Annotated in this window: 20 protein-coding genes; 8 read left to right on the top strand and 12 right to left on the bottom strand. The window is 71.0% G+C overall.

Going from position 1 to position 21772, the window contains the following annotated elements; all coding sequences use genetic code 11:
* Positions 1–6: 6 nt before the first annotated feature.
* The 3 genes from ACH4DZ_RS36830 to ACH4DZ_RS36820 form a co-directional block, all read right to left on the bottom strand.
* Positions 7–969, bottom strand: coding sequence for a carbohydrate ABC transporter permease (locus tag ACH4DZ_RS36830; RefSeq protein ID WP_398292738.1), 963 nt, complete (start codon positions 967–969; stop codon positions 7–9).
* Positions 969–2255 (bottom strand): extracellular solute-binding protein, encoded by a 1287-nt coding sequence (locus tag ACH4DZ_RS36825; protein WP_398292736.1) that lies wholly within the window; start codon positions 2253–2255, stop codon positions 969–971. The genes ACH4DZ_RS36830 and ACH4DZ_RS36825 overlap by 1 nt, the downstream gene beginning before the upstream one ends.
* Before the next feature lie 65 nt (positions 2256–2320).
* Positions 2321–3394, bottom strand: coding sequence for a carbohydrate kinase family protein (locus ACH4DZ_RS36820; protein ID WP_398292734.1), 1074 nt, complete (start codon positions 3392–3394; stop codon positions 2321–2323).
* A gap of 148 nt (positions 3395–3542) precedes the next feature.
* Here ACH4DZ_RS36820 and ACH4DZ_RS36815 point away from each other — a divergent pair, with 148 nt between their 5' ends.
* The 4 genes from ACH4DZ_RS36815 to ACH4DZ_RS36800 all read left to right on the top strand — a co-directional run bounded on the left by ACH4DZ_RS36815 (position 3543) and on the right by ACH4DZ_RS36800 (position 9954).
* Entirely contained in the window at positions 3543–4292 is a 750-nt protein-coding gene (locus tag ACH4DZ_RS36815) for a DeoR/GlpR family DNA-binding transcription regulator (RefSeq protein ID WP_398292816.1), read from the top strand.
* 116 nt (positions 4293–4408) lie between these two features.
* Entirely contained in the window at positions 4409–5746 is a 1338-nt protein-coding gene (locus ACH4DZ_RS36810; RefSeq protein WP_398292732.1) for a 6-phospho-beta-glucosidase, read from the top strand.
* Positions 5747–5778: 32 nt separating this feature from the next.
* A complete protein-coding gene (locus ACH4DZ_RS36805; RefSeq protein ID WP_398292730.1) occupies positions 5779–8868 on the top strand; it encodes an alpha-mannosidase in 3090 nt (1029 codons plus the stop codon).
* A gap of 198 nt (positions 8869–9066) precedes the next feature.
* On the top strand, positions 9067–9954 hold the full coding sequence (locus ACH4DZ_RS36800) for a sulfotransferase family protein (RefSeq protein ID WP_398292727.1): 888 nt from the start codon (positions 9067–9069) through the stop codon (positions 9952–9954).
* Between the two features lie 37 nt (positions 9955–9991).
* Here ACH4DZ_RS36800 and ACH4DZ_RS36795 read toward each other — a convergent pair whose 3' ends face one another.
* Positions 9992–11170, bottom strand: coding sequence for an ATP-grasp domain-containing protein (locus tag ACH4DZ_RS36795; protein ID WP_398292726.1), 1179 nt, complete (start codon positions 11168–11170; stop codon positions 9992–9994).
* A 556-nt stretch (positions 11171–11726) separates the two neighbouring features.
* Between ACH4DZ_RS36795 and ACH4DZ_RS36790 the strand changes: the two genes are divergently transcribed.
* Together ACH4DZ_RS36790 and ACH4DZ_RS36785 are read left to right on the top strand one after the other, a co-directional pair.
* On the top strand, positions 11727–12632 hold the full coding sequence (locus ACH4DZ_RS36790; protein ID WP_398292725.1) for a metallophosphoesterase family protein: 906 nt from the start codon (positions 11727–11729) through the stop codon (positions 12630–12632).
* A complete protein-coding gene (locus ACH4DZ_RS36785) occupies positions 12580–13299 on the top strand; it encodes a 4'-phosphopantetheinyl transferase (protein ID WP_398292724.1) in 720 nt (239 codons plus the stop codon). The genes ACH4DZ_RS36790 and ACH4DZ_RS36785 overlap by 53 nt, the downstream gene beginning before the upstream one ends.
* A 39-nt stretch (positions 13300–13338) precedes the next feature.
* Here the strand turns inward: ACH4DZ_RS36785 and ACH4DZ_RS36780 are convergent, their stop codons facing one another.
* Positions 13339–13566: a hypothetical protein gene (locus ACH4DZ_RS36780; RefSeq protein WP_107020061.1), complete on the bottom strand. Its 228-nt coding sequence runs from the start codon at positions 13564–13566 to the stop codon at positions 13339–13341.
* Positions 13567–13827: 261 nt separating this feature from the next.
* Between ACH4DZ_RS36780 and ACH4DZ_RS36775 the strand changes: the two genes are divergently transcribed.
* On the top strand, positions 13828–14871 hold the full coding sequence (locus tag ACH4DZ_RS36775) for an alpha/beta fold hydrolase (RefSeq protein ID WP_398292720.1): 1044 nt from the start codon (positions 13828–13830) through the stop codon (positions 14869–14871).
* Positions 14872–14941: 70 nt separating this feature from the next.
* Here the strand turns inward: ACH4DZ_RS36775 and ACH4DZ_RS36770 are convergent, their stop codons facing one another.
* From ACH4DZ_RS36770 to ACH4DZ_RS36760, 3 genes are read right to left on the bottom strand one after another with little or no spacing between them, the layout of a single operon-like run.
* Positions 14942–16102: an MAB_1171c family putative transporter gene (locus ACH4DZ_RS36770; protein WP_398292718.1), complete on the bottom strand. Its 1161-nt coding sequence runs from the start codon at positions 16100–16102 to the stop codon at positions 14942–14944.
* Positions 16103–16117: 15 nt separating this feature from the next.
* A complete protein-coding gene (locus ACH4DZ_RS36765; protein WP_398292814.1) occupies positions 16118–16648 on the bottom strand; it encodes a toxin-antitoxin system, toxin component in 531 nt (176 codons plus the stop codon).
* 32 nt (positions 16649–16680) lie between these two features.
* Positions 16681–17340, bottom strand: a complete 660-nt coding sequence (locus ACH4DZ_RS36760; RefSeq protein WP_398292716.1) for a helix-turn-helix domain-containing protein — start codon at positions 17338–17340, stop codon at positions 16681–16683.
* Between the two features lie 277 nt (positions 17341–17617).
* Between ACH4DZ_RS36760 and ACH4DZ_RS36755 the strand changes: the two genes are divergently transcribed.
* Positions 17618–18295, top strand: coding sequence for a hypothetical protein (locus ACH4DZ_RS36755; protein WP_398292714.1), 678 nt, complete (start codon positions 17618–17620; stop codon positions 18293–18295).
* Between the two features lie 40 nt (positions 18296–18335).
* On the opposite strand, the gene ACH4DZ_RS36750 is transcribed toward ACH4DZ_RS36755, so the two are convergent.
* Genes ACH4DZ_RS36750 through ACH4DZ_RS36735 form a run of 4 tightly spaced genes read right to left on the bottom strand, consistent with a single transcriptional unit; the run spans position 18336 to position 21707 of the window.
* Positions 18336–19160: an ABC transporter ATP-binding protein gene (locus ACH4DZ_RS36750; RefSeq protein WP_398292712.1), complete on the bottom strand. Its 825-nt coding sequence runs from the start codon at positions 19158–19160 to the stop codon at positions 18336–18338.
* 20 nt (positions 19161–19180) lie between these two features.
* Positions 19181–19969 carry an ABC transporter permease gene (locus tag ACH4DZ_RS36745; protein ID WP_398292710.1) on the bottom strand — a complete coding sequence of 263 codons (789 nt, stop codon included), beginning with the start codon at positions 19967–19969 and terminating at the stop codon, positions 19181–19183.
* Positions 19966–20739 carry an ABC transporter permease gene (locus ACH4DZ_RS36740; RefSeq protein ID WP_398292708.1) on the bottom strand — a complete coding sequence of 258 codons (774 nt, stop codon included), beginning with the start codon at positions 20737–20739 and terminating at the stop codon, positions 19966–19968. Before ACH4DZ_RS36740 ends, ACH4DZ_RS36745 begins: the two co-directional genes overlap by 4 nt.
* Positions 20736–21707 carry an ABC transporter substrate-binding protein gene (locus tag ACH4DZ_RS36735; RefSeq protein WP_398292706.1) on the bottom strand — a complete coding sequence of 324 codons (972 nt, stop codon included), beginning with the start codon at positions 21705–21707 and terminating at the stop codon, positions 20736–20738. The genes ACH4DZ_RS36740 and ACH4DZ_RS36735 overlap by 4 nt, the downstream gene beginning before the upstream one ends.
* Between the last annotated feature and the right edge of the window lie 65 nt (positions 21708–21772).

Genomic DNA, 21772 nt, shown 5'->3' with positions numbered 1-21772 from the left:
GCCTCCCTAGTCTTCGCCCCGGCGCTGCACCAGGCGCCAGTTGATGATCGAGAAGATGACGACGACGAGGAAGATGCCCCAGGCCACGGCCGCGCCGTAGCCGAAGTCGTTGTTGTCGAAGGTCTGCTGGAAGAAGTAGAGGACCATCGTCCGGCCGGCGTGGTCGGGACCGCCCGAGAACGTCGACTCGTTGGCGGTGGACTGCAGCAGCACCTGCGGTTCGGAGAAGCTCTGCAGTCCGGTGACGGTCGAGATGACGAGCACGAACAGCAGCACCGGCCGCATCAGCGGCAGCGTGATCCGGAAGAAGGTCTGCACGGGTCCGGCGCCGTCCATGCGCGCCGCCTCGTACAGCTCGCCGGGGATCGTCTGGAGTCCGGCGAGGAAGATGATCGCGTTGTAGCCGGTCCACTGCCAGGTCATCAGGGTGGCGATGGCGACCTTGATGCCCCAGGGAGTGTTCAGCCAGGCCACCTGGTCGAGGCCGACGGCCTGCAACAGGGCGTTCACCAGGCCGAAGTTGGTGGAGAAGACCGAGCCGAAGATGATCGCGACGGCGACGACCGAGGTGACGTTGGGCAGGAAGTACGCGAAGCGGTAGACGTTCTTGAAGCGGACCGCCGAGTTGAGCATCACGGCCGTGATCATCGCGAGGAAGATCATGGGGAAGGTGGCCAGCGCCCAGATGATCAGCGTGTTGCCGATCGAGCTCCAGAAGTCGGTGTCGCTCAGCAGATAGCGGTACTGCGAGAGCCCCGCGTACTCCATCGGGCCGAGGCCGTCCCACCGGTGGAACGACAGATAGAGCGAGAAGCCGACCGGGACCAGACCGAAGGCGAGGAAGAGGAGATAGAAGGGGGAGATCGCGGCGTACAGCCGCCAGTGGCTCAGAATGCCCTTCTTGGGGTGGACGGAGGGCGCTTCGGCGACGGGCGCCGGGGGCTTCTCGACCAGGGGGGCGGTAGCCATCAGTAGCTCACCCCCAGGTGGTCGGCGATACGCCGGCACTTGCTCATGGCGTCCTTCCAGGCCTTTTCCGGGTCCTTGCCGAGGACGCCGACGTTCTTGATCTCGTCCCTGACGGGCTGCCCGAGCGCCACGTCGTACGGGCTGTTGAAGGCGACCGGGATCTTCTCCGCGGCCGGCCCGTACACGTCCATCGTGATCTGGTCGCCGAAGAACGGGTCCGCCTCCCGCAGCTTCCTCAGCTCGTACGAGGCGGGTGTCGAGGGGAAGAGTCCCGCGTCCATGAAGCCCTGGGCCTGGTTGTCCGCGTTGAGCAGCCAGGTGATGATCTCGAAGGCCTTCTCGGGTTCACGGCACGCCTTGGTGATCGCCAGGAACGAGCCGCCGACGTTCGAGGGGCCGCCGGGGCAGTTCGCGACCCGCCATCTGCCCTTGGTCTTCGGGTACTGGAGCTTGAGGTCGCCCGCGGCCCACGAGGCGTTGAGCTGGCTGGGCAGTTCGCCGCTCTCGGTGGCCGAGATGGAGTCGGGCGTACCCGTCACGATGCTCGACGCGAGCCCGCGCCGCTTGGCCTCCACGGCACGGTCCCAGCAGGTCCGCACATGTTCCTGGTCGCCGATGAAGTGCTTGTCCTTGTCGACGAACCGCTGGGTGCCCTGCCCGATGGACATCTCGAAGACGCTGGTGATGTCGGTCAGGATGAACGCCCCGCGCACCCGCTTCTTGAGCTGCTCACCCGCCGCGAAGAACTGCTCCCAGGTGCCCATCTCCTTGGAGACGTCGCCCGGTTCGTACGCGAGCCCCGCCTTCTCGTAGACGGCCGGCTGGTAGTACTGCACGACGGGGCCCACGTCGATGGGGAAGCCGACGAGGCTGCCGTCGGGGGCCACTCCCTGCTGCCACTTCCAGTCCAGGTACTGGCTCTTGAGCTTCTCCGCGCCGAGTGTGCGCAGGTCCACGAACTGGTCGGCGTTCGGCAGGTACGACGCCATGTCCTCGCCCTTGAGCCCCGCGATGTCGGGGACATGGGCCCGGCCGGTCATCGTGGTGATGAGCTTGGAGCGGTAGTAGCCGCCGATCTGGATCGCGTTCAGGTCGACGGCGCTGTCGTAGCGCGCCCTGGCCTTCTTGACGACGGTGTCGCTCAGACCGCCGCTCCAGTACCAGAGCACCATGTTCCGGCCCGTCGAGCCGGTCGGTACGGCGCAGCCGGACGCCAGGCCGCCGAGCGCGGTCGCGGCCGTACCGGCCAGTCCCGCGCGGAGCAGGCCCCTTCGTGAGAGCCGCACAGCTCCCACCGCCTTTCGGATGTGTTCGGTCTTCGCATCAGGAGAAACGCATCAGGAGGCAGGCATCAGAAGGGATGCGCCGCGGGAGATGCGTCGGGGGAGATCGGGAGCGCCGTGGGGGCGGGTGGAGTCACCGGGGCGTGGGGAACCGGGGGGCCGGGATCGACGGGCATACGGTCCGTCAGGAAGCCGTACGCGCGCCGCAGTTCGGGGTTCTTGAGCGAGCGCCACCACTGGTGGATCCCGTACCAGCCGGGCGCGGCCAGCGCCCCGCCGTGCCGCTGTACGGAGAGTCCGGCGGCCAGCACCGCGAAGCGCAGCCGCTCCTCCAGGGGCCAGCCCTGGAGCGAGGCCGCGACGAAACTCGCGCCGAAGACGTCCCCGGCGCCCGTCGCGTCCAGGACGTCGGTGGCGAGGGCGGGCACGTCGGCGTGCTCGCCTGTGGTCTGGTCGACGGCGATCGCGCCGTCCCGGCCGCGGGTGACCACGGCCACCGGTACCAGCTCGGAGAGCCTGGAGAGCGCGTCGGCCGCGGTGTCGGTGCGGGTGTACGCCATCGCCTCGGTGTCGTTCGGGACGAAGGCGTGGCACAGGGCGAGCTGGTCGAGGAGGTCCGAGGACCACTGCTGGGTGGGGTCCCAGCCGACGTCCGCGTAGATCTTCGTGCCGTTCGCGGCGGCCTTGGCGATCCACTCGCGGGGTTCGGCCTCGATGTGCACGAGGGCCGTACGCGCCGCGGGCGGGTCGCCCATCAGCGCGTCCTGCGAGTACGGGGGCTCCTGGCCGTGGGTGACCAGGGCCCGGTCGTGCCCGTACGCGATCGAGACGGTGACCGGGGTGTGCCAGCCGTCCGCCGTACGGGAGAGCGAGAGGTCGATGTGCTCCTGCCCGGCGAGGACCTCACGGCAGTACGCGCCGTAGTAGTCGTCGCCGAACACGGTGGCCAGGGAGGTGTTCAGGCCGTAACGGGCCGCGGCCACGGCCAGGTTGGCGATGCCGCCCGGGCTCGTGCCCATCCCGTCGGTCCAGATCTCCTCGCCGGGGGTCGGCGGCTTGCCCAGGCCGGTCAGGACGAGGTCGTAGAAGAGCAGCCCCGTCAGCAGCACATCGGGCCGCGCGTCGGGCCGTGTCTCACCCACGAGTGCGTCCTCTCGTCAAAACTCTTCATTTTCGGTGCACCGGATCGTGTTTCGGTGGACAGGATCGTGCGCGTCTCCGGCCGATTTGGCAAGAGTCGAGCAGAACTGAGCATAGAAATGATTGGCAATGACGAGTACTGTTCAGCTCGTGCTGGCAGAGCGACGACATCAACTCATCCTGCGGGCCCTGCGCTCCGGTGGCCCCGCGGCCGTGACCGACCTCTCGGAGCAGCTCGGCGTGAGCCCCGCCACCGTCCGGCGCGACCTGCTCAAACTGGAGGAGGAGGGCCTGCTCACCCGGGTGCACGGCGGGGCGGTCGCCGAGGAGGGCGACCAGCCCTTCGCCGAGGTCGCCGAGGTGCGCGTGGCCGAGAAGGACGCCATAGCGGCGCGCGCGGCGGCCCTCGTCGAGGACGGCCAGTCCGTGCTGCTCGACATCGGCACCACCGCCTACCGGCTGGCCCGGCAGCTGCACGGCCGCCGGATCACCGTGATCACCAGCAACCTCGTGGTCTACGAGGAACTGGTGGACGACGAGGCCATCGAGCTGGTGCTGCTCGGCGGCATGGTCCGCCGCGAGTACCGCTCGCTGGTCGGCTTCCTCACCGAGGACAACCTGCGCCAGCTGCATGCGGACTGGCTGTTCCTGGGAACAAGCGGAGTACGGCCGGGAGGGCAGGTGATGGACACGACCGTCGTCGAGGTGCCGGTGAAGCGCGCCATGATCAAGGCGGCCGACCGGGTCGTCCTGCTCGCCGACCGCGCCAAGTTCCCGGGGACGGGGATGGCGAGGGTCTGCGGACCCGAGGACCTGGACGTCGTGGTGACCAACGCACCGGCGGACGCCGGGACGCGGGCCGCCCTGGAAGAGGCGGGCGTACGCGTGGTGCTCACGTGACCGGCGCGCGAGGGGGCGACGGCCTCCGGCGCGCGCGGGAACCCGATGGCAGGGTCCGGGATGTCGACAGGTTCGACGGTCCCGGCGACCCCGAGGAACAGCGAAAGGGCAGTTGCGTGAAGCTGACGATTCTGGGCGGCGGCGGATTCCGCGTGCCGCTCGTGTACGGGGCGCTCCTCGGGGACCGCGGCGAGGGCCGCGTCACCGACGTCGTCCTGCACGACCTGGACCAGGGGCGGCTCTCCGCCGTCGCCCGGGTCCTCGCCGAGCAGGCGGCCGGACACCCGGACGCACCCGCCGTGACCGCCACCACGGATCTCGACGAGGCGCTGCGCGGCGCCGACTTCATCTTCTCCGCGATCCGGGTCGGCGGCCTCGAAGGCCGCGCCGCCGACGAACGGGTCGCCCTCGACCAGGGGGTCCTGGGCCAGGAGACGGTCGGAGCCGGTGGCATCGCCTACGGCCTGCGCACGGTTCCCGTCGCCGTCGACATCGCCCGGCGGGTGGCCCGCCTCGCGCCCGACGCCTGGCTCATCAACTTCACCAACCCGGCGGGACTGGTCACCGAGGCCATGTCCCGCCACCTCGGCGACCGCGTCATCGGCATCTGCGACTCGCCCGTCGGACTCGGCCGCCGGATCGCCCGGGTGCTGGGCGCGAACCCGCGCGAGGCCTGGATCGACTACGTCGGCCTCAACCACCTCGGCTGGGTCCGCGGACTGCATGTCGCCGGGCGCGACGAACTCCCGCGGCTGCTCGCCGACACCGACCTGCTCGGCTCCTTCGAGGAGGGCAAGCTCTTCGGCACCGACTGGCTCCAGTCGCTCGGAGCCATCCCGAACGAGTATCTGCACTACTACTACTTCAACCGCGAGACCGTCCGCGCCTACAGCCGGGCCGAGAAGACCCGCGGCGCGTTCCTGCGTGACCAGCAGGCCCACTTCTACGAGGAGATGAGCCGCCCGGACAGCGCCGCCCTCACCGCGTGGGACCGTACGCGGGCCGAGCGCGAGGCCACGTACATGTCCGAGAACCGGGAGAGCGCCGGCGCGGGCGAGCGCGACGCCGACGACCTCTCCGGCGGCTACGAGAAGGTGGCCCTCGCCCTGATGCGGGCCATCGCCCGTGACGAGCGGACCACGCTCATCCTCAACGTCCGCAACCAGGGCACCCTCTCGGCGCTCGACGCGGACGCCGTCATCGAGGTGCCCTGCCTCGTCGACGCCAACGGCGCGCACCCGGTCGCGGTGGCCCCGCTGCCCGCCCACGCCACCGGTCTGGTGTGCGCGGTGAAGGCGGTGGAGCGCGAGGTGCTCGCCGCCGCCGGGTCGGGCTCGCGTGCGACGGCCGTGAAGGCCTTCGCGCTGCATCCGCTCGTCGACTCGGTGAATGTCGCCCGCGACCTGGTCGACGGGTACACCGCGGTCCATCCTGGTCTCGCGTACCTTAAGTAAGCGCTTTCCCCGCTCGTTACCTGGAGACTTTCATGCACGACGAACGCCGGCGAATCGAGGAGCGCGTACAGCGCCTTCACGACCAGCGCATCAAGGCCGCGATCTATGCCGCCGCCGTGCCCTTCGAGGTCGAGGCCTGGCAGGCCCCGGGGGAGCCCGTCCCCTTCGAGGAGGCCGCGTCCGCCCCGTACGCGCCCTTCGCGATGGACACCCTGTGGGGTCCGCCCTGGGGCACGACCTGGTTCCGGATGCGCGGGCGGGTGCCCGCCGAGTGGGCGGGCAGGCGCGTCGAGGCGGTCATCGACCTCGGGTTCGTCGGCGACTGGCCCGGCAACCAGGCCGAGGCCCTGGTCCATCTCACGGACGGCACACCGCTGAAGGCGGTCAACCCGCTCAACCAGTACGTGGCGATCGCCAACCCCGCCGTCGGCGGCGAGGAGATCGACTACCTGGTCGAGGCGGCCTCCAACCCGGACATCCTCGCCGACGACTTCTCGAAGACCACGCCGATGGGGGACATCCGTACGGCGGGCGACAAGCCCCTCTACACCTTCCGGCGCGCCGACATCGCCGTCCTCGACGAGGAGGTCTGGCACCTCGACCTCGACATCCAGGTACTGCGCGAGCTGATGCTGGAGCTGGGCGAGCACGACCCCCGCCGGCACGAGATCACCCACGCCCTGGACCGGGCCCTTGACCTGCTGGACCTCGACGACGTCTCCGGTTCGGCCGCCGACGTACGGGCCGCGCTGAAGCCCGCCCTGTCCAAGCCCGCCAACGCCAGCGCCCACGTCGTCTCCGGCGTCGGCCACGCGCACATCGACTCCGCGTGGCTCTGGCCGATCCGCGAGACCAAGCGCAAGACCTCCCGCACCTTCTCGAACGTCACCTCGCTCGCCGACGAGTACGACGACTTCATCTTCGCCTGCTCGCAGGCCCAGCAGTACGAGTGGGTCCGCGACAACTACCCGAAGGTCTGGGCCCGCATCCAGGAGTCCGTCAAGAAGGGCCAGTGGGCGCCGGTCGGCGGCATGTGGGTCGAGGCCGACGGCAACCTGCCCGGCGGCGAGGCCGTCGCCCGCCAGTTCGTCCACGGCAAGCGGTTCTTCATCGAGCACTTCGGCGTCGAGACCAAGGGCGTGTGGCTGCCGGACTCCTTCGGCTACACCGCTTCCTACCCGCAGCTCGCCAAGCTGGCCGGCAACGAGTGGTTCCTCACCCAGAAGATCTCCTGGAACCAGACCAACAAGTTCCCGCACCACACCTTCTGGTGGGAGGGCATCGACGGCACGCGGATCTTCACGCACTTCCCGCCCGTCGACACCTACAACGCCCGCTTCAGCGGCGAGGAGATGGCCCGCGCCACCCGCAACTACCAGGAGAAGGGCGTGGGCACGCGCTCGCTGGCCCCCTTCGGCTGGGGTGACGGCGGCGGCGGGCCCACCCGCGAGATCATGGAGCGGGCGCGCCGCCTCGCGGACCTGGAGGGCTCGCCGAAGGTCGTCGTCGAGCACCCCGATGACTTCTTCGCCAAGGCCCGCGCGGAGTACCCCGACGCCCCGGTCTGGGTCGGCGAGCTGTACCTGGAACTGCACCGGGCCACCTACACCTCGCAGGCCCGCACCAAGCAGGGCAACCGCCGCAGCGAGCACAAGCTCCGCGAGGCCGAGCTGTGGGCCACGACGGCCGCGCTGCACGCGCCCGGCTACGCCTACCCGCACGACAAGCTCGACCGGCTCTGGAAGACGGTCCTGCTCCACCAGTTCCACGACATCCTGCCGGGCTCCTCGATCGCCTGGGTGCACCGCGAGGCGGAGGCCGAGTACGCGCGCGTCGCCGAGGAGGTCGAGGCACTGACCGCCGGGGCGGTCACCGCGCTCGGCACGGGCGGCCCCCGCGTCTTCAACACGAGCCCCGTCGAGCGCCGGGAGGTCGTACGGACCGCCGACGGGTCCCTGGCCCACACGGTCGTCCCGGCGAACGGCAGCGCGCCCCTGGGCTCCGGTTCCGGCTCCGGCTCCGGTTCCGGTTCCGGCTCCGGTTCCGGGGAGGCGCCGAGCCCCGTGACGGTCACCGGCCGCGTCCTCGATAACGGTCTGGTCCGCGTCGAGATCGACGAGGACGGCACTCTGTCCTCCGTACGCGATCTGCGCGCCGGCGGCCGTGAGGTCCTGGCGGACAGGGGAAACCTGCTCCGCCTGCACACGGACCTCCCGAACCACTGGGACGCCTGGGACGTCGACAAGCACTACAAGAACCGCTTCACGGACCTCCTGGACGCCGACTCCGTGACGGTCGTCGAGGACGAGCCGCTGCTCGGGGCGATCCGCGTCGAGCGCTCCTTCGGCAACGGTTCGCGCCTCACGCAGACGATCAGCCTGCGCGCCGGCAGCCCCCGGATCGACTTCGAGACGGACATCGACTGGCACGAGGCCGAGAAGTTCCTCAAGGCGGGCTTCCCGGTGGACATCCGGGCGGCGCACTCGTCCGCCGAGATCGCTTTCGGCCATATCCAGCGGCCCACGCACACCAACACCACGTGGGAGTCGGCCCGGTTCGAGGTCTCCGGCCACCGCTGGGTCCACCTCGGCGAACCCGGCTACGGCGTCGCGGTCATCAACGACTCCACGTACGGCCACGACGTCTCCCGCACGGTCCGCGAGGACGGGGGTACGACGACCACGGTCCGGCTCAGTCTGGTCCGCGCCCCGCGCATCCCGGACCCGGCGGCCGACCAGGGCAGGCACCACTTCACCTACGCGCTGCTGCCCGGCGCGACCATCGAGGACGCGGTCGCCGAGGGCTACTCCCTCAACCTGCCGCTGCGGGTGGCGGACTCGGCGGGCACCGCCGAACCGGTCGTCTCCGTCGACGGCGAGGGCGTCACCGTCGAGGCCGTCAAGCTCGCCGACGACGCCTCGGGCGATGTCGTCGTACGCCTCTACGAGTCACGCGGCGGCCGTGCGCAGGGCACCCTGCGCACGAGCTTCCCGCTGGCCGGTGCCCAGCTCACCGATCTGCTGGAGCGCCCGCTGGCGACGGCGGACACGGACGGGAACGGCGTCCCCGTCACCCTCCGCCCCTTCGAGATCCAGACGCTGCGACTGGCCGTGGGGAAGTGAGGGACACCCTCATGCGGAAGCGCTGACCCCGTTTCCCATGAACAATTAAGGAAGCGGTAAGAGGGCTGGTCACAGTGGGTGCGCGGTGGGTGCGCGGCCTGCCGTGACCAGTCCCCGTTCCCTGCACGACACCTGCGGTTCGCTCGGCGCCCCTGTGATGAGAGCGCATGAGGGGCAGTACGAGAGAAAGGTGTCACCGTGCGAGACCCGCGCATGTCCGCGATCGGCAAGGGGCTGAGGCGCCGCGGCAGACTGATGGCCCAGGCGGTCGGCCCGCCGCGCCGGAACCTCGACGCCGTGCCCACGCCCCGCGACGCCGGGGGCTCCCGCGCCGAGGACGGCTACGTGGCGCCCCGCGCCCCGCGTCTGGTGGACTCGCCGGTCTTCGTCCTGTCCTGCGTCCGCTCGGGCTCGACCCTCCTCAGGGTCCTGCTGAACAGCCACAGCAGCATCCGGGCCCCGCACGAGATGCATCTGCGCACCCTGCACGTCCACCTGTCCCGCGACTTCACCGCCGACGCCATGCGGGCACTGGAACTGGACAAGGAGGAGCTGGAGCACACGCTGTGGGACCGGGTGATGCACCTGGAACTCGCCCGCAGCGGCAAGCAGATCATCGTCGACAAGACCCCGCCCAACACCCTCATCTGGCCGCGCCTGCAACGATGTTGGCCCAACGCCCGCTACATCGTGCTGCTCCGCCACCCCGGCGCCGTGGTCGCCTCCCTCACCGAGCGCCGCACCGACCCCGACCCCGAGCAGATCCGCGCCGAGGTCCTCGACTACGGCGTACGGCTCGACGAGGCCCGCCGCACCCTCGACGCCCACGTGATGACGTACGAGGAACTCACCGCCGATCCCGAGCGGAGCACGCGCGAGCTGTGCGCGTACCTCGATGTGCCCTGGGAGAGCGCGATGCTCGACTACGGGACGAAGGACCACGGCACCTTCCGGCCCCAGCTGGGCGACTGGAGCCCCACCATCAGGTCGGGCCGCGTCCAGCCTGCCCGACCGGCCGACCCGAAGGCCGAACTGCCGCCGCGGCTCGCCGAGTTGGCGAGAGCCTGGGGATACCCGGTCGGCTGACCGGGCACCCCTGGTGCACCGAATCGGTGTGGCCCGATCAGACGGTCAAGGGCCTGTCCGAGGACTGCGCGGCCTGAGCCGTACGAGTCGCCTTGGCCGAGTGGGTCGCATGGGCCGGCTGCGCTTCGGTGACGGCGTCCGGCGCCGACACGTGGGCGGGGAGGTCCAGGTCAGCGTGCTGCTCCGGCGCCGACGCGGGACGCACCGCGCGCGGCCCGGAGACCACCGCGTAGTCCGAGCCGAGGAACGGCGGGACGACATCACCGGGCTCCTCGCCGAGCGCGAGGCGCACGGCGGCCCACGGCGCGTTGATCCCGCACTGCGAGAGCTGGTGCAGGCCACCCGCCGGGCGCGTGTTGACGTCCATGAGGACCGGCTCGTCACCGAGCATCCGGAACTGGATGTTCGTCAGGTAGTGCAACCCGAAGCCCTCCGCGAGGACCCGCGCCGGCTCGATGAACGACGGGTCGAGCGTGAAACCGCGCCGCCGCCCGTTCTTCGTACGGCCCACGGCCATCCGGACGCGTCCGTCCGGGCCGGTGAGGCAGTCCACGGACACCTCGGGCTCGCCCAGAAGGGGCATGACCAGCCAGTCCACGGGCTCGTCCGCCTGCCGCAGCGCCTGGACGACCAGGTCCAGCGGCATGTACGGGCTCGGGAAGCCGCTCAGGTGCATGAGCGAGAAGGGGGTGCGCGTGATGATGCGGAAGCCGACGCCACCCGCTCCGGAGGCGGGCTTGAAGCACGCCTTGTGACCGGCGGCCTCCAGCTCGTCGACCGCGGCGATCAGCTCGTCGGCGGTACGGACCCGCCACCACGGGGGCACCGGCACGCCGAGCTTCTCGACGGCCTCGTACGCGACGACCTTGTCCTGGAAGGTGTGCACGGCCTCGGCGGGCGGCGCGAGCAGCGCGGTGCCGACCGCGGCGAACTCCTCGCGGTGCCCGGCCAGGGCGGTCTGGTGCAGGACGGGAACGAACACGTCGATCGAGTGCCGGGCGCACTGGTCGAGCGCGTACTCGACGTAGGCGGCCGGGGACAGCCCCTCCGGCTCCATCGCGGCGATGTCCGCGGCGGCCAGGATCGGGGAGTCGGGGTCGCCGTGGGTGGCGTGGATCTCGACCGCGCGGCCACACGGATTTCGCCGCAGCTGATCCATGAAGAACACGTTCTCCGCGTACGTGCGGTTGAGCCAGACGCGTACGCGAGAGACCATGCAGGCCGCCTTTCAGGGTTTGCGGGCACGTCAAAGCAGGCCGTGCTCGGCAAGTCGTTGAGTGGGTACACAAAACCGCCGTTCGAAAACGGGAGTTCGTGGCGGTTGTGTATGGCCGATCATAGGGGTTCCTGAGCAGTGGTGCTGCTACAGGCGTGTTACGGAATCACCCGACGGGTCCGCCGAACGGGTCCGCCCGACGGCCTCGCCGGGGCTCGCGTGGCAGGTCAGAGGCCCTGCACCCGACCGACGCCGAGCGGTCGGCGCGGGGTGCGCCCGGGCCGTCGCCGGTGCTCCAGATCACCACCGTCGGATCGTCGGATCGGGGGACGGGGTGATCGTCCGATCGGTGGACCGACCCGCCGCTACGCCGGCGGACGGCGGGCGTGCCGTGGTCCGCGCGGCAGCCCGGCCGGGTACGCGGCCGGGTACCCGGCCGCTCGGTGCCCGGGGGCGAACCCCGGACGGAGTCGCTCTTGTACCGCGCCGTGCGTATGTGTTCTTGTGTTCCCATCCGGGTGGCCGCGAGGCGTCCGGCACGGGGAGGGGGACGAGGGTGACGACGGCTGACCGTCAGGGCCGGCTGCTGGCCATCAGCGACCTGCACGTCGGATACGCCGAGAACCGCGCACTCGTCGAGGCGATGCGCCCCGAGACCGACGACGACTGGCTTCTCGTGGCCGGCGACGTCGCGGAGACGGTGGCCGACATCCGCTGGGCCCTCGAAACGCTCAGCCGGCGCTTCCGGAAAGTGATCTGGGCACCCGGCAACCACGAACTGTGGACCCACCCCAAGGACACCGTCACCCTGCGCGGAGTGGCCCGCTACGAACACCTCGTGCGGCTCTGCCGCGAGCTGGGCGTGATCACTCCGGAGGACCCCTACCCCGTGTGGGAGGGCCCCGAAGGACCGGTCGCGGTGGCCCCGCTGTTCCTCCTCTACGACTACTCGTTCCTGCCCGCGGGCTGCGCGACCAAGGAAGAGGGCCTCGCGTACGCCCACGGGACCGGCATCGTCTGCACGGACGAGCACGTGCTGCACCCCGACCCGTACCCCAGCCGCGAGGCCTGGTGCCGTGCCCGGGTGGCCGAGACCGAACGCAGGCTCGCGGAGATCCCCGACGGGCTGCCCACGGTGCTTGTCAACCACTACCCGCTGGACCGGCACCCCACGGAAGTCCTCTGGTATCCGGAGTTCGCCATGTGGTGCGGCACCCGGCTCACCGCCGACTGGCACCGCACCCACCGCGTGGCCGTCATGGTCTACGGCCACCTGCACATTCCCCGCACCACCTGGCTCGACGGCGTCCGCTTCGAAGAGGTGTCGGTGGGTTACCCCCGCGAGTGGCGCAAGCGCTCGGAACCGCCGGGCAAGCTGCGCCGTATTCTGCCGATGGAGGTCGGATCCGGTGATCGAGGAACTGCTCCCGGAGTCGGTCGTGGCCGTGGAGGCACACGCTGACGACCACGCCGAGGGCACCGGGGCCCCGACGCCGTATCCCGGGCTGTACCCCGAGGAAGAGGCACTGATCGCGCGTGCCGTCGAGAAGCGGCGCCGCGAGTTCACCGTGGTACGCGGGTGCGCCAGGCGTGCCATGGAGAAGCTCGGCGTGCCCCCGCAGGCCGTCCTGAGCGGCGACCGGGGAGCACCGCGCTGGCCCGCCGGGCTGATCGGCAGCATGACGCACTGCGAGGGCTACGCCGCCGCCGCACTGGCCCGGGCCGCCGACCTGGCCTCGCTCGGCATCGACGCGGAGCCCCATCTGCGGCTCCCCGACGACGTGCTGCCCTCGGTGGCGCTGCCCGCCGAGGTCCGGCGGCTGGACGTGCTCGCCGGACACCATCCGCGGATCCACTGGGACCGGCTCCTGTTCAGTGCCAAGGAGTCCGTCTACAAGGCGTGGTTCCCCCTCACCGGGAAATGGCTCGACTTCTCGGAGGCCGACATCGAGGTCTTCATGGATCCCGGACACACCACGTCCGGCGGCCTGAGCGCCGAACTCCTCGTGCCGGGGCCGGTGGTCGACGGCCGTCGCATCGGCCGCTTCGAAGGACGCTGGACGGTGAGCCGGGGACTCGTGGCGACCTCGGTGACCGTGCCGCACGGGGTGTCGAACGGACGGGACTGAGCGCGGCTCCCCACCCGTCGAGGGACTGACGGAGGCTCATCACACCTCCGGGCACCAGGTGTGCAGCAGGCGGAAGAACGCCTCCTCATTGCCCTCAAGGCCCGCCGCGGCCAGTGCGCGCTCCGCCTCCGCGAGGGCCGAGGGCGGCACGACGACCGGCCGCCCCGAGCCGGACGGGGCGTCCATCGCGGCTCGTACGGTCTGCAGCAGGCGCAGATAGGCCTGCACGGCGGTGCGTTCGTGATCGGTCAGTACGGCTGTCGGCATCGGACGGCTCTCCCGGTTCGGCTCGGCTTCCGCTCTTCGGTCCTGCTCGCGCCGCCGCACAGCGGTGGCGCTGGGTCCAGCTTGCCGTCCGCCACTGACAATGCCCTTTCCGTGCGTGTTCGTTCGCCCGGTTAGCCGAGGGGAAACCTCATGGAAACCCCTTGTGGGACAAGGGGCTTACGCTGGAACAGAGGCCCCGGGCCGTACTCCCGGCGGCTCGGCGAGGGGCCGGGAGAGGGGCCGGGAGAGGGGGACGAGCCGGTGGTCGACATCCCACGGCGGCGCCAGCGCGAGGCCGTGCGGCTGCGGCCCGTGGGCGACGGGGAACTGCGGCTGCGTCACCGCGTGGTGCACGGCTACCGACGCGCCTACCGGATGGCCGGCGAGGGACCGGCCCTCGTCCTGATCCACGGCATCGGCGACTCCTCGGCGACCTGGGCCGGAATCGTCCCCGGTCTGGCCCGCACCCATACGGTGATCGCACCCGACCTGCTGGGCCACGGCGCCTCGGACAAGCCCCGGGCCGACTACTCGGTGGCCGCCTACGCCAACGGCCTGCGCGATCTGCTCGCCGCGCTCGGGGTCGAACGGGCCACGCTGGTCGGGCACTCGTTCGGCGGCGGTGTCGCCATGCAGTTCGCCTACCAGTACCCCGAACGCACCGAGCGGCTGATCCTGGTCGGCGCGGGAGGTGTGGGCCGCGAGGTGAACCCCGTACTGCGGGCGGTGTCCCTGCCCGGGGCCCAGCTGGCGCTGTCCGCGCTGCGGTTGCCCGGCGCGGCGTTCCAGGCCCGGCTGTTCACGCACCTGATGCGGCTGCTCGACACCGATCTCGGGCAGGACGCTCCCGAGTTGCTCACTCTCGTGGACGCGCTGCCCGACGCGACCTCGCGCAGCGCGTTCATCCGCACCCTGCGGGCCGTGGTCGACTGGCGCGGCCAGGTGGTGACCATGCTCGACCGCTGCTACCTCACCGAGGGCATGCCCACCCTGCTGGTGTGGGGCGACCGCGACGGCGTGGTGCCCGTGCGACACGCCCACGGGGCGCACGAGGCGATGCCGGGGAGCCGGCTGGAGATCTTCGAGGGTGCCGGGCACTTTCCGTTCCACGCCGAACCGGCGCGGTTTCTCGCGCTCGTCCAGGAGTTCGTCGGCGGGACGAGTCCTGCCGACTGGAGCCGTGAGCGGTGGAGTGCGCTGCTGCGGGACGGGCGCCCCGGGACCGCGGCGGGGCGGGCGGACACGGTGCGCAGCCGGGCGCTGGAGCGGGAGCTGCGTGCGGCGAGCGAGCGGAGTGCGACCTGATGCGCGGGGGCGGTGCGTTGTGTGTCGGCCGCGGGTGCGTCGTGGCCGGCCGCGCGGTTCCCCGCGCCCCTCAGGGGCGCGTGCTGCGAGTTGCCTCGACCACGGGGGAGTGGCGTAGGGCCAGGGAGACGCGTACGAGGTCGCGGGGTGTCTCGGCGGCCTCGGCCGGCTGCGTGGGCTCGGTGAGCCTGCCCTCCGGGTCGGCGGTACGGGCCCGTACCGCCGCCGCGACCATCGCCGCGTCCGCCTCGGCGCGGGCCTGGGCCGGCTCGGAGCCCGTCGCGAGGGCCGCGGCGTGGGCGCGGGCCCGCAGCCCCGTGTCGAAGTAGGGGTGCAGGCTGAGCAGACCGTCGTGGATGTCCGACTCCCGCTGGGTGACCTGGAGTTCGGCGGGGGACCACCAGGACATCCGGGCCGTGCGGCCCGCGTACGGCGAGACCGGTGCCAGTTCCCGCCACAACGGCCCCAGACGGCGGTACGTGCACCAGGTCGACCAGGTGTCGCCGGCCCGCTGACAGGCCAGCGGAAGACAGAAGCCGACCGCGCTGATCTGCGCCCCCGCCGAGGCGAGCACCGGGGCCACGTCGGTGCTGAGGTGGTCCAGGTTCCCGCCGTTCCAGCGCGCCACCACCGCGGTGAACTTGGCGGTCAGATAAGCGATGTTGCACACATAGCCCGCCACGATGATCAGCAGCCCGGCCCGCAGCCGGCCCTGCACCTGGAGGGCCCAGCGACCGCACATCACGTTCATCGAGACACCCGCCACGGCCAGCGCGCCGAGATAGAGCACGATCATCTCGCGGACGAACGGCGCGTCGGCGTAGTACGTGTCGAAGTCCCGCAGCCGCTCGACCGGGGTGTCACCGAGGGCGAACAGCACGACCAGCGCCACGATCACGACGCCGTACCCGGTGATCCAGCGCCGCGACATCCGCCGGGTCAGTTCGGGCGGGCCGCCGCGCCAGTTGACGATCAGCACCAGACAGGCCGCGCTGAACGCGCTCAGCAGACAGTAGACGAGCGGCGCCGAGACGTTCGCGACGCCGAGGATGTCGTTGACCTCGGCGATGGTCGGCGGCGCCGCGAAGAAGAACACCAGACCCGTCAGCGCCAGCAGCCAGCACACCGACCGCAGCAGCGGATCGCGCCAGGAGCGGCGCAGCGAGGGGCCCTTGACGGCCAGGACGGCCGCCATGGCGACAGCGGGCAGGTAGTAACTGGACCCGTCCACGGCGTGCCGGCGCTCTCAGTCCTGCGGCCCGCGGTAGCCCAGGGACGCCTCGATGCGGCCCGCGAGACCCTCGCGCCGTACGGGCCCGCGCGAACCCGGACCGGCCAGCCACCCCCGGCACCTGCTCGCCAGCAGCAGCCCGAAGCTCTCGGCGTCCTTCTCGTCGGCCAGGTCGAACCGGGTACGTGCCGCCACCTTGCGGACGGTCGCCCGCAGGTCGGCGTCGTCCGACAGCAGACGGGCGGCGACGGACGCGCCCTCGACGTGATGGCCGCGGTGGCCCGCGCTCATGTGCCACAGCTCGTGGCCGAGAATCACCAGCTGGTGGTCGGGCGCGGTGCGCTCCTCGACGACCACGAGGTCCCAGTCCGCCATGTCGAGCCAGAGCCCGCTGGCGGTGCCCGGCGGGAAGGGGGCCGTACGGAAGCGGACCGGGCGGCCGCGCCGGCTGCTCATGGCCCCGCACAGCGCCGCGTACAGGTCCCCGGGTGCCGCGGGCGCCGGGAGGGACAACGCGTCGACCAGCGCGCCGCACAGACGGCGCATCTCCCTTCCGACACCCACGGCAGTCCCCCTGATCACGACTCGGGCCGCTTGACGCTCTCCAGGAGCATGTCCAGCCACTCGGCGACCTTGTCCCGGTGCTGATCGGTGGGCAGTTGCGCGGCCCGCCAGGCGATGCCACGGACCCCGTGGTCCTGCAGCAGCCGCTCCAGCGGGTCGTCCGCGGTCGCCGGGTCCGCCTGCCGTTCCCGGTCGGCGAGCCGCTGGAGCAGATCCTGCTCGGTGCGCTGCAGGGCGCCGGCGAGTGCCTCGGGGTCCTCGGCGGACAGGAAGCCGGCGTGGACGCGGAAGAAGCGCTGGATGGCGTCGCAGTGCTCCATGGTCGGGCGCCGGTCGCCGTTGATGAGCGCGCCCGCCTGCTGACGCGACATGCCCGCGCCGTCGGCGATCTCCTGCTGGGTGTACCGGCGGCCGTTGGGCTTGAGGCGGGTGCGGCGCAGCAGGTCGAGGCGCTGCAGGAACCGGGCCTGGAGGTCGGGTTCGCCCGCCGACCGGCCGTTCAGCAGGGACGCGACCACGACCTCGGGGACACCCGACGCGGCCGACAGCCGGCGGACGTCGAACACCTCGCCGTGCGGTGCGCCGAGCCGGTCCGCCAGACCGGCGACCCGGGCCACGACGGCCGGCAGCAGACCCGTCGCCGTGGCGCCCGGAACCTCGAAGCCATCCGTCACCGACAGTTCTCCTACGTCTCAATCGACCGACCGCTGTGGGGGAACCGGACCCCTCGGACGTGAAGTCCCTGTGGGGATCCGTGTTGTGCAGCGTGAACTGCCCGAAGACCGGAGAGTAGCCCTTTGGTCGAACTCGCATCCAGGTCTCGCCACAACTGTGGCGGGATTCAGCCGTCAACGGGCGCCAAATGCCACGATAGTTGACACCGCTCCGGCCGGGGTAGCAGGATCACGACGCCGCGTGAAGCCCGCATAGGCAAGAGGGGTGGACCTCCCGATGGCATACCAGGCAGGAGGGCCCCGGCCGCAGCCGCGGCCTGTCCCCGACAGTCTTGAGGCCCAGGCGTATCTCCAGGACTACAAAGCACTTCTGGACGCCGTCACCTTTCCGTCCGTCGTCGTCGACCACCGCTGGGACGTCGTCCTCGCCAACGACGCGTTCGAGACACTTTTCCGCGCGGTCGGCCCGCACCCCACCGCCATGCCCGGCGACAACTTCCTCCGCTTCGTCCTGTTCCACCCGGACGCGGCCACGGTCCTGGCCGAGCACGAGTCGAGCTGGTGCCTGCCGATGCTGGCGCACTTCGCCGCCGCCGTGGAGCGGCACGGCCACGACCACGGACTCCAGGCGATCCTGCGGGACATCGCCCAGGATCCGATCATGGACGCCGCCTACCGGCACGGCCTGCCGCACTGGATCCGCTCGGTCGGCCAGCACGCGGTCGAGCACGACGGCGCGGTACGGCCACTGCTGCACCCCGACCCGCGGTGGGGGAGTACGTGCCGGATCGTCGGCGAGACCCCCAAGACCCTGCACGACATGGGATACACACGGCTGACGCTGGTCCTGCGCGAGGCCCGCCGCCCGGCACCGGCGACGCGCCGGACGAGCAGGCCCGGCCGTGGGCGGCGCGCGGCGGGCCACCTCAGCGTGGTGCCCGCGACCGAGGCATGACGACCTTCGCCGGCCGCCGGTGACACGTGCGTGCGCCGCCCTACTGGGGCGGAGGCGCGTCCGAGGTGAGGTCCTTCACCAGCCGGTCGACGACCGGTGTGCCGCGTTTGGCCGCCTGGATCTGCTCGTACACATGCGTGCGCAGTTCGGCGAAGCGCGGGGCCACCCGGGTGTGCAACTGGTCGCGTTCGGCGGGGAGATCGACCTTCAGCTGCTCCTGGACGACCGTCGGGGAGGAGGACAGGACCAGCACCCGCTCGCCGAGATAGACGGCCTCGTCGATGTCGTGCGTCACGAACAGGATCGTGATGCCCCGCTGCCGCCACAGCCCGCGGACCAGATCCTCCAGATCGGCCCGGGTCTGGGCGTCCACCGCCGCGAACGGTTCGTCCATCAGCAGCACTTGGGGCTCGTACGCCAGCGCGCGGGCGATGGCCACCCGCTGCTGCATACCGCCCGACAGCTGCCACGGGTAGGCGCCCGCCGCGTCCGTGAGACCCACGGACGCCAGGGCGTCGGCGACCAGCTCACGTCGCCTGGAGCTGGTCAACTTCTTCTGTTTGAGCGGTAGTTCGACGTTCTCGCGCACCCTCATCCAGGGGAACAGACTGCGCCCGTACTCCTGGAAGACGACCGCCATGTCCGGCGGCGGTCCGGTCACCCGGCGGCCCCCGATCAGCACCTCGCCCGCCGTGGGGGTGAGCAGACCGCCCACGCACTTCAGGAGTGTCGTCTTGCCGCAGCCGGACGGCCCGACCAGGCAGACCAGTTCACCGGCGTCCACCGTGAAGGTGAGGTCGCGCACCGCCTCCACCCGCCGGCCCGATCCCTCGTAGACCTTCTTGAGGCCGCGTACGTCGAGCATGGACCGCCCTTTCGCGAGGTTCACGACGACCGCCGGGAAGCGTCGCGCGCACCGTGGTACCAGCCGAGCGCACGGCGCTCGACGAGCCGGAGGACAACCGACAGGACGAAGCCGAGCAGCCCGAGCAGCAGGATCCCGGTCCACATGTCGGGGATGGCGAAGCCGCGCTGGAACTGGACGATGGTGAAGCCGAGCCCGTTGCTGGCGGCGAACATCTCGCTGATGACCATCAGGATGATCCCGATGGACAGGGCCTGGCGCAGCCCCGCGAAGATCTGCGGGCTCGCCGAGCGCAGCACCAGGTGCCGCAGCCGCGCGACGCCCGTGATGCCGTAGGAGCGGGCCGTCTCGGACATCACCGGGTCGACCGCCCGTACGCCCTCGACGGTGTTGAGCAGGATGGGCCAGACACAGCCGCTGGCGATGACCGCGATCTTCATGGTGTCGCCGATGCCCGCGAACAGCATGATGACCGGGACGAGCACGGGCGGCGGCACCGCCCGCAGGAACTCCAGCACCGGTTCGCACACCGCCCGCACCCGGCGGTACGAGCCGATCACCGTGCCCAGCGCCACGCCCGCGACGGCCGCGCACGCGTAACCGGCGCTCAGCCGCAGCACACTGGGCAGGACGTCCCCGCGCAGCCGCTCGCCGGTCCACACGTCCGGGAACGTGGTGAGGATGGTGCGCAGCGGCGGCCAGTAGACGTCCGTGCTGCCGTCCGACGCGTACCACCACGCCACGAGGAGCAGCGCGGGCAGCGCCACGACGAGGAACAGCCGCAGCAGGACACGTTCCGGGCCGTTCACACCGCCACCTCCCCGCGCACGGACTGGTGCCAGGCCAGCGCCCGCCGTTCGACGGTCCGCGCGCCCACGTTGATGAGCAGCCCGAGCAGACCGGTGACCACCACCAGCGCGTACATCTCCGGCACCGCCTGCGAGGTCTGCGCGACGGCGATCCGTGCCCCCAACCCCGGTGCGCCGATGACGAGTTCGGCCGTCACGGCGAGGATCAGCGCCACCGCGGCGGCGAGCCGCACCCCCGTCATGACGTACGGGAGGGCGGTGGGCCACAGCACATGGCGGATCCGGGCCCAGGTGCCGAGTCCGTACGAGCGGGCGGTCTCCTCGGCGACCGGGTCCACGTCCTGGACGCCGTACATGACCTGTACGAGGACCTGCCAGAACGACGCGTAGACGACCAGCAGGAGCACCGAGCGCAGTTCGGTGCCGTACAGCAGCACGGCGAGCGGGATCAGGGCCACCGAGGGTATCGGGCGCAGGAACTCGATCGTCGAGGCGGTCGCCTCACGCAGGTACGGAGTGACCGAGATCAGCACGCCCGCGACGATGCCCGCGCTCACGGCGATCACGAGCCCGATCGCCCAGCCGGTGAGGGTGTCCCCGAGCGCGGTCCAGAACGCGTCGTCGGCCAGCTCGGTGGCGAGCGCGTCGGCGATGCGGCTGGTCGGCGGGAAGTAGTCCTCGTCGACCAGACCGAGCCGCGGCACCGCCTCGCCGAGGGCGAGGAAGGCCGCGAGCCCGCAGGCGCCCAGCAGGGCGTTGGCACCCCTCACGGCAGCAGCTTGTCCAGGTCCGGATCCTTCTCGAACAGGCCGTCCTGCTGCCCCAGTTCGGCCAGCCTCTCGATGGAACGGCGGTCCGGCTCGGCGGGCCAGCGCGGCAGCACCAGCGATTCCACCAGCGGCTTCGGGATCTTCGTGTACGTGGTGATGATCTCGCGGACCTCCTCCGGGTGGCTGTCCGCGTACTCCAGGGACTCGATGGTCGCCGCCTGGAACTTCTTCACCATCTCCGGGTTCTTCTGCACGTAACTCTGCGAGGAGAAGAACATGGCCACGGTGAGATCGGGCGACACGTCGACGAAGAGCGACGCGATGGAGGTGCCGCCCTGCGCCTTGATGCTCGCGAGCGCCGGCTCCACGACACAGGCCGCGTCCACCTGACCGCCTTCGAGCGCGGCCGGCATCTGGTCGAAGGGCATCTCCACGAACTTCACCTTGGACGGGTCGCCGCCGTCCTTGCGGACCGACTCCCTGGTCGAGGTGTCGCAGATGTTGTTGAGCGTGTTGGCGGCGACCTTCTTGCCCTCCACGTCCTTGGCGGACTTGAGAGGGCTGCCCTTCTTCACGGCGAGCGCCGCGAAGTCGGCGCCCTCCTTGCCGGTGGACGCGACACCGTTGACGACGGCCTTGACCGGCACGTTCTTGGACTGGGCGACCAGCAGGGACGTCATGTTGCTGAAACCGAAGTCGAACTGGCCGGAGACCACACCCGGCACGATCGCCGCCCCGCCCTGCGCGCTCGTCAGCGACAGCTCGATGCCCCGCTCGCTGAAGAAGCCCTTCTTCTGGCCCAGGTACAAGGGAGCGACGTCGACGATGGGGATGACGCCGACCTTGACCGTGGTGGTACCGCCGGAAGCCTTGTCCTTGTCGTCCGACCCGGAGGAGTCGGACGAACCGCAGGCCGTCGCGGCGACGAACGTGGCGCCGGTCACGAGGCCGATGAGCAGACGACGCATCACTCCCCCTATGGAAACTATTGGGACAGTTCTTCGACAGGCTGTGCGCAGACCGCACAGAAGTG

The organism is Streptomyces sp. NPDC017991 (assembly GCF_044328075.1).
Lineage (GTDB): Bacteria > Actinomycetota > Actinomycetes > Streptomycetales > Streptomycetaceae > Streptomyces.
This window is presented reverse-complemented; position numbering and strand designations above follow the sequence as displayed.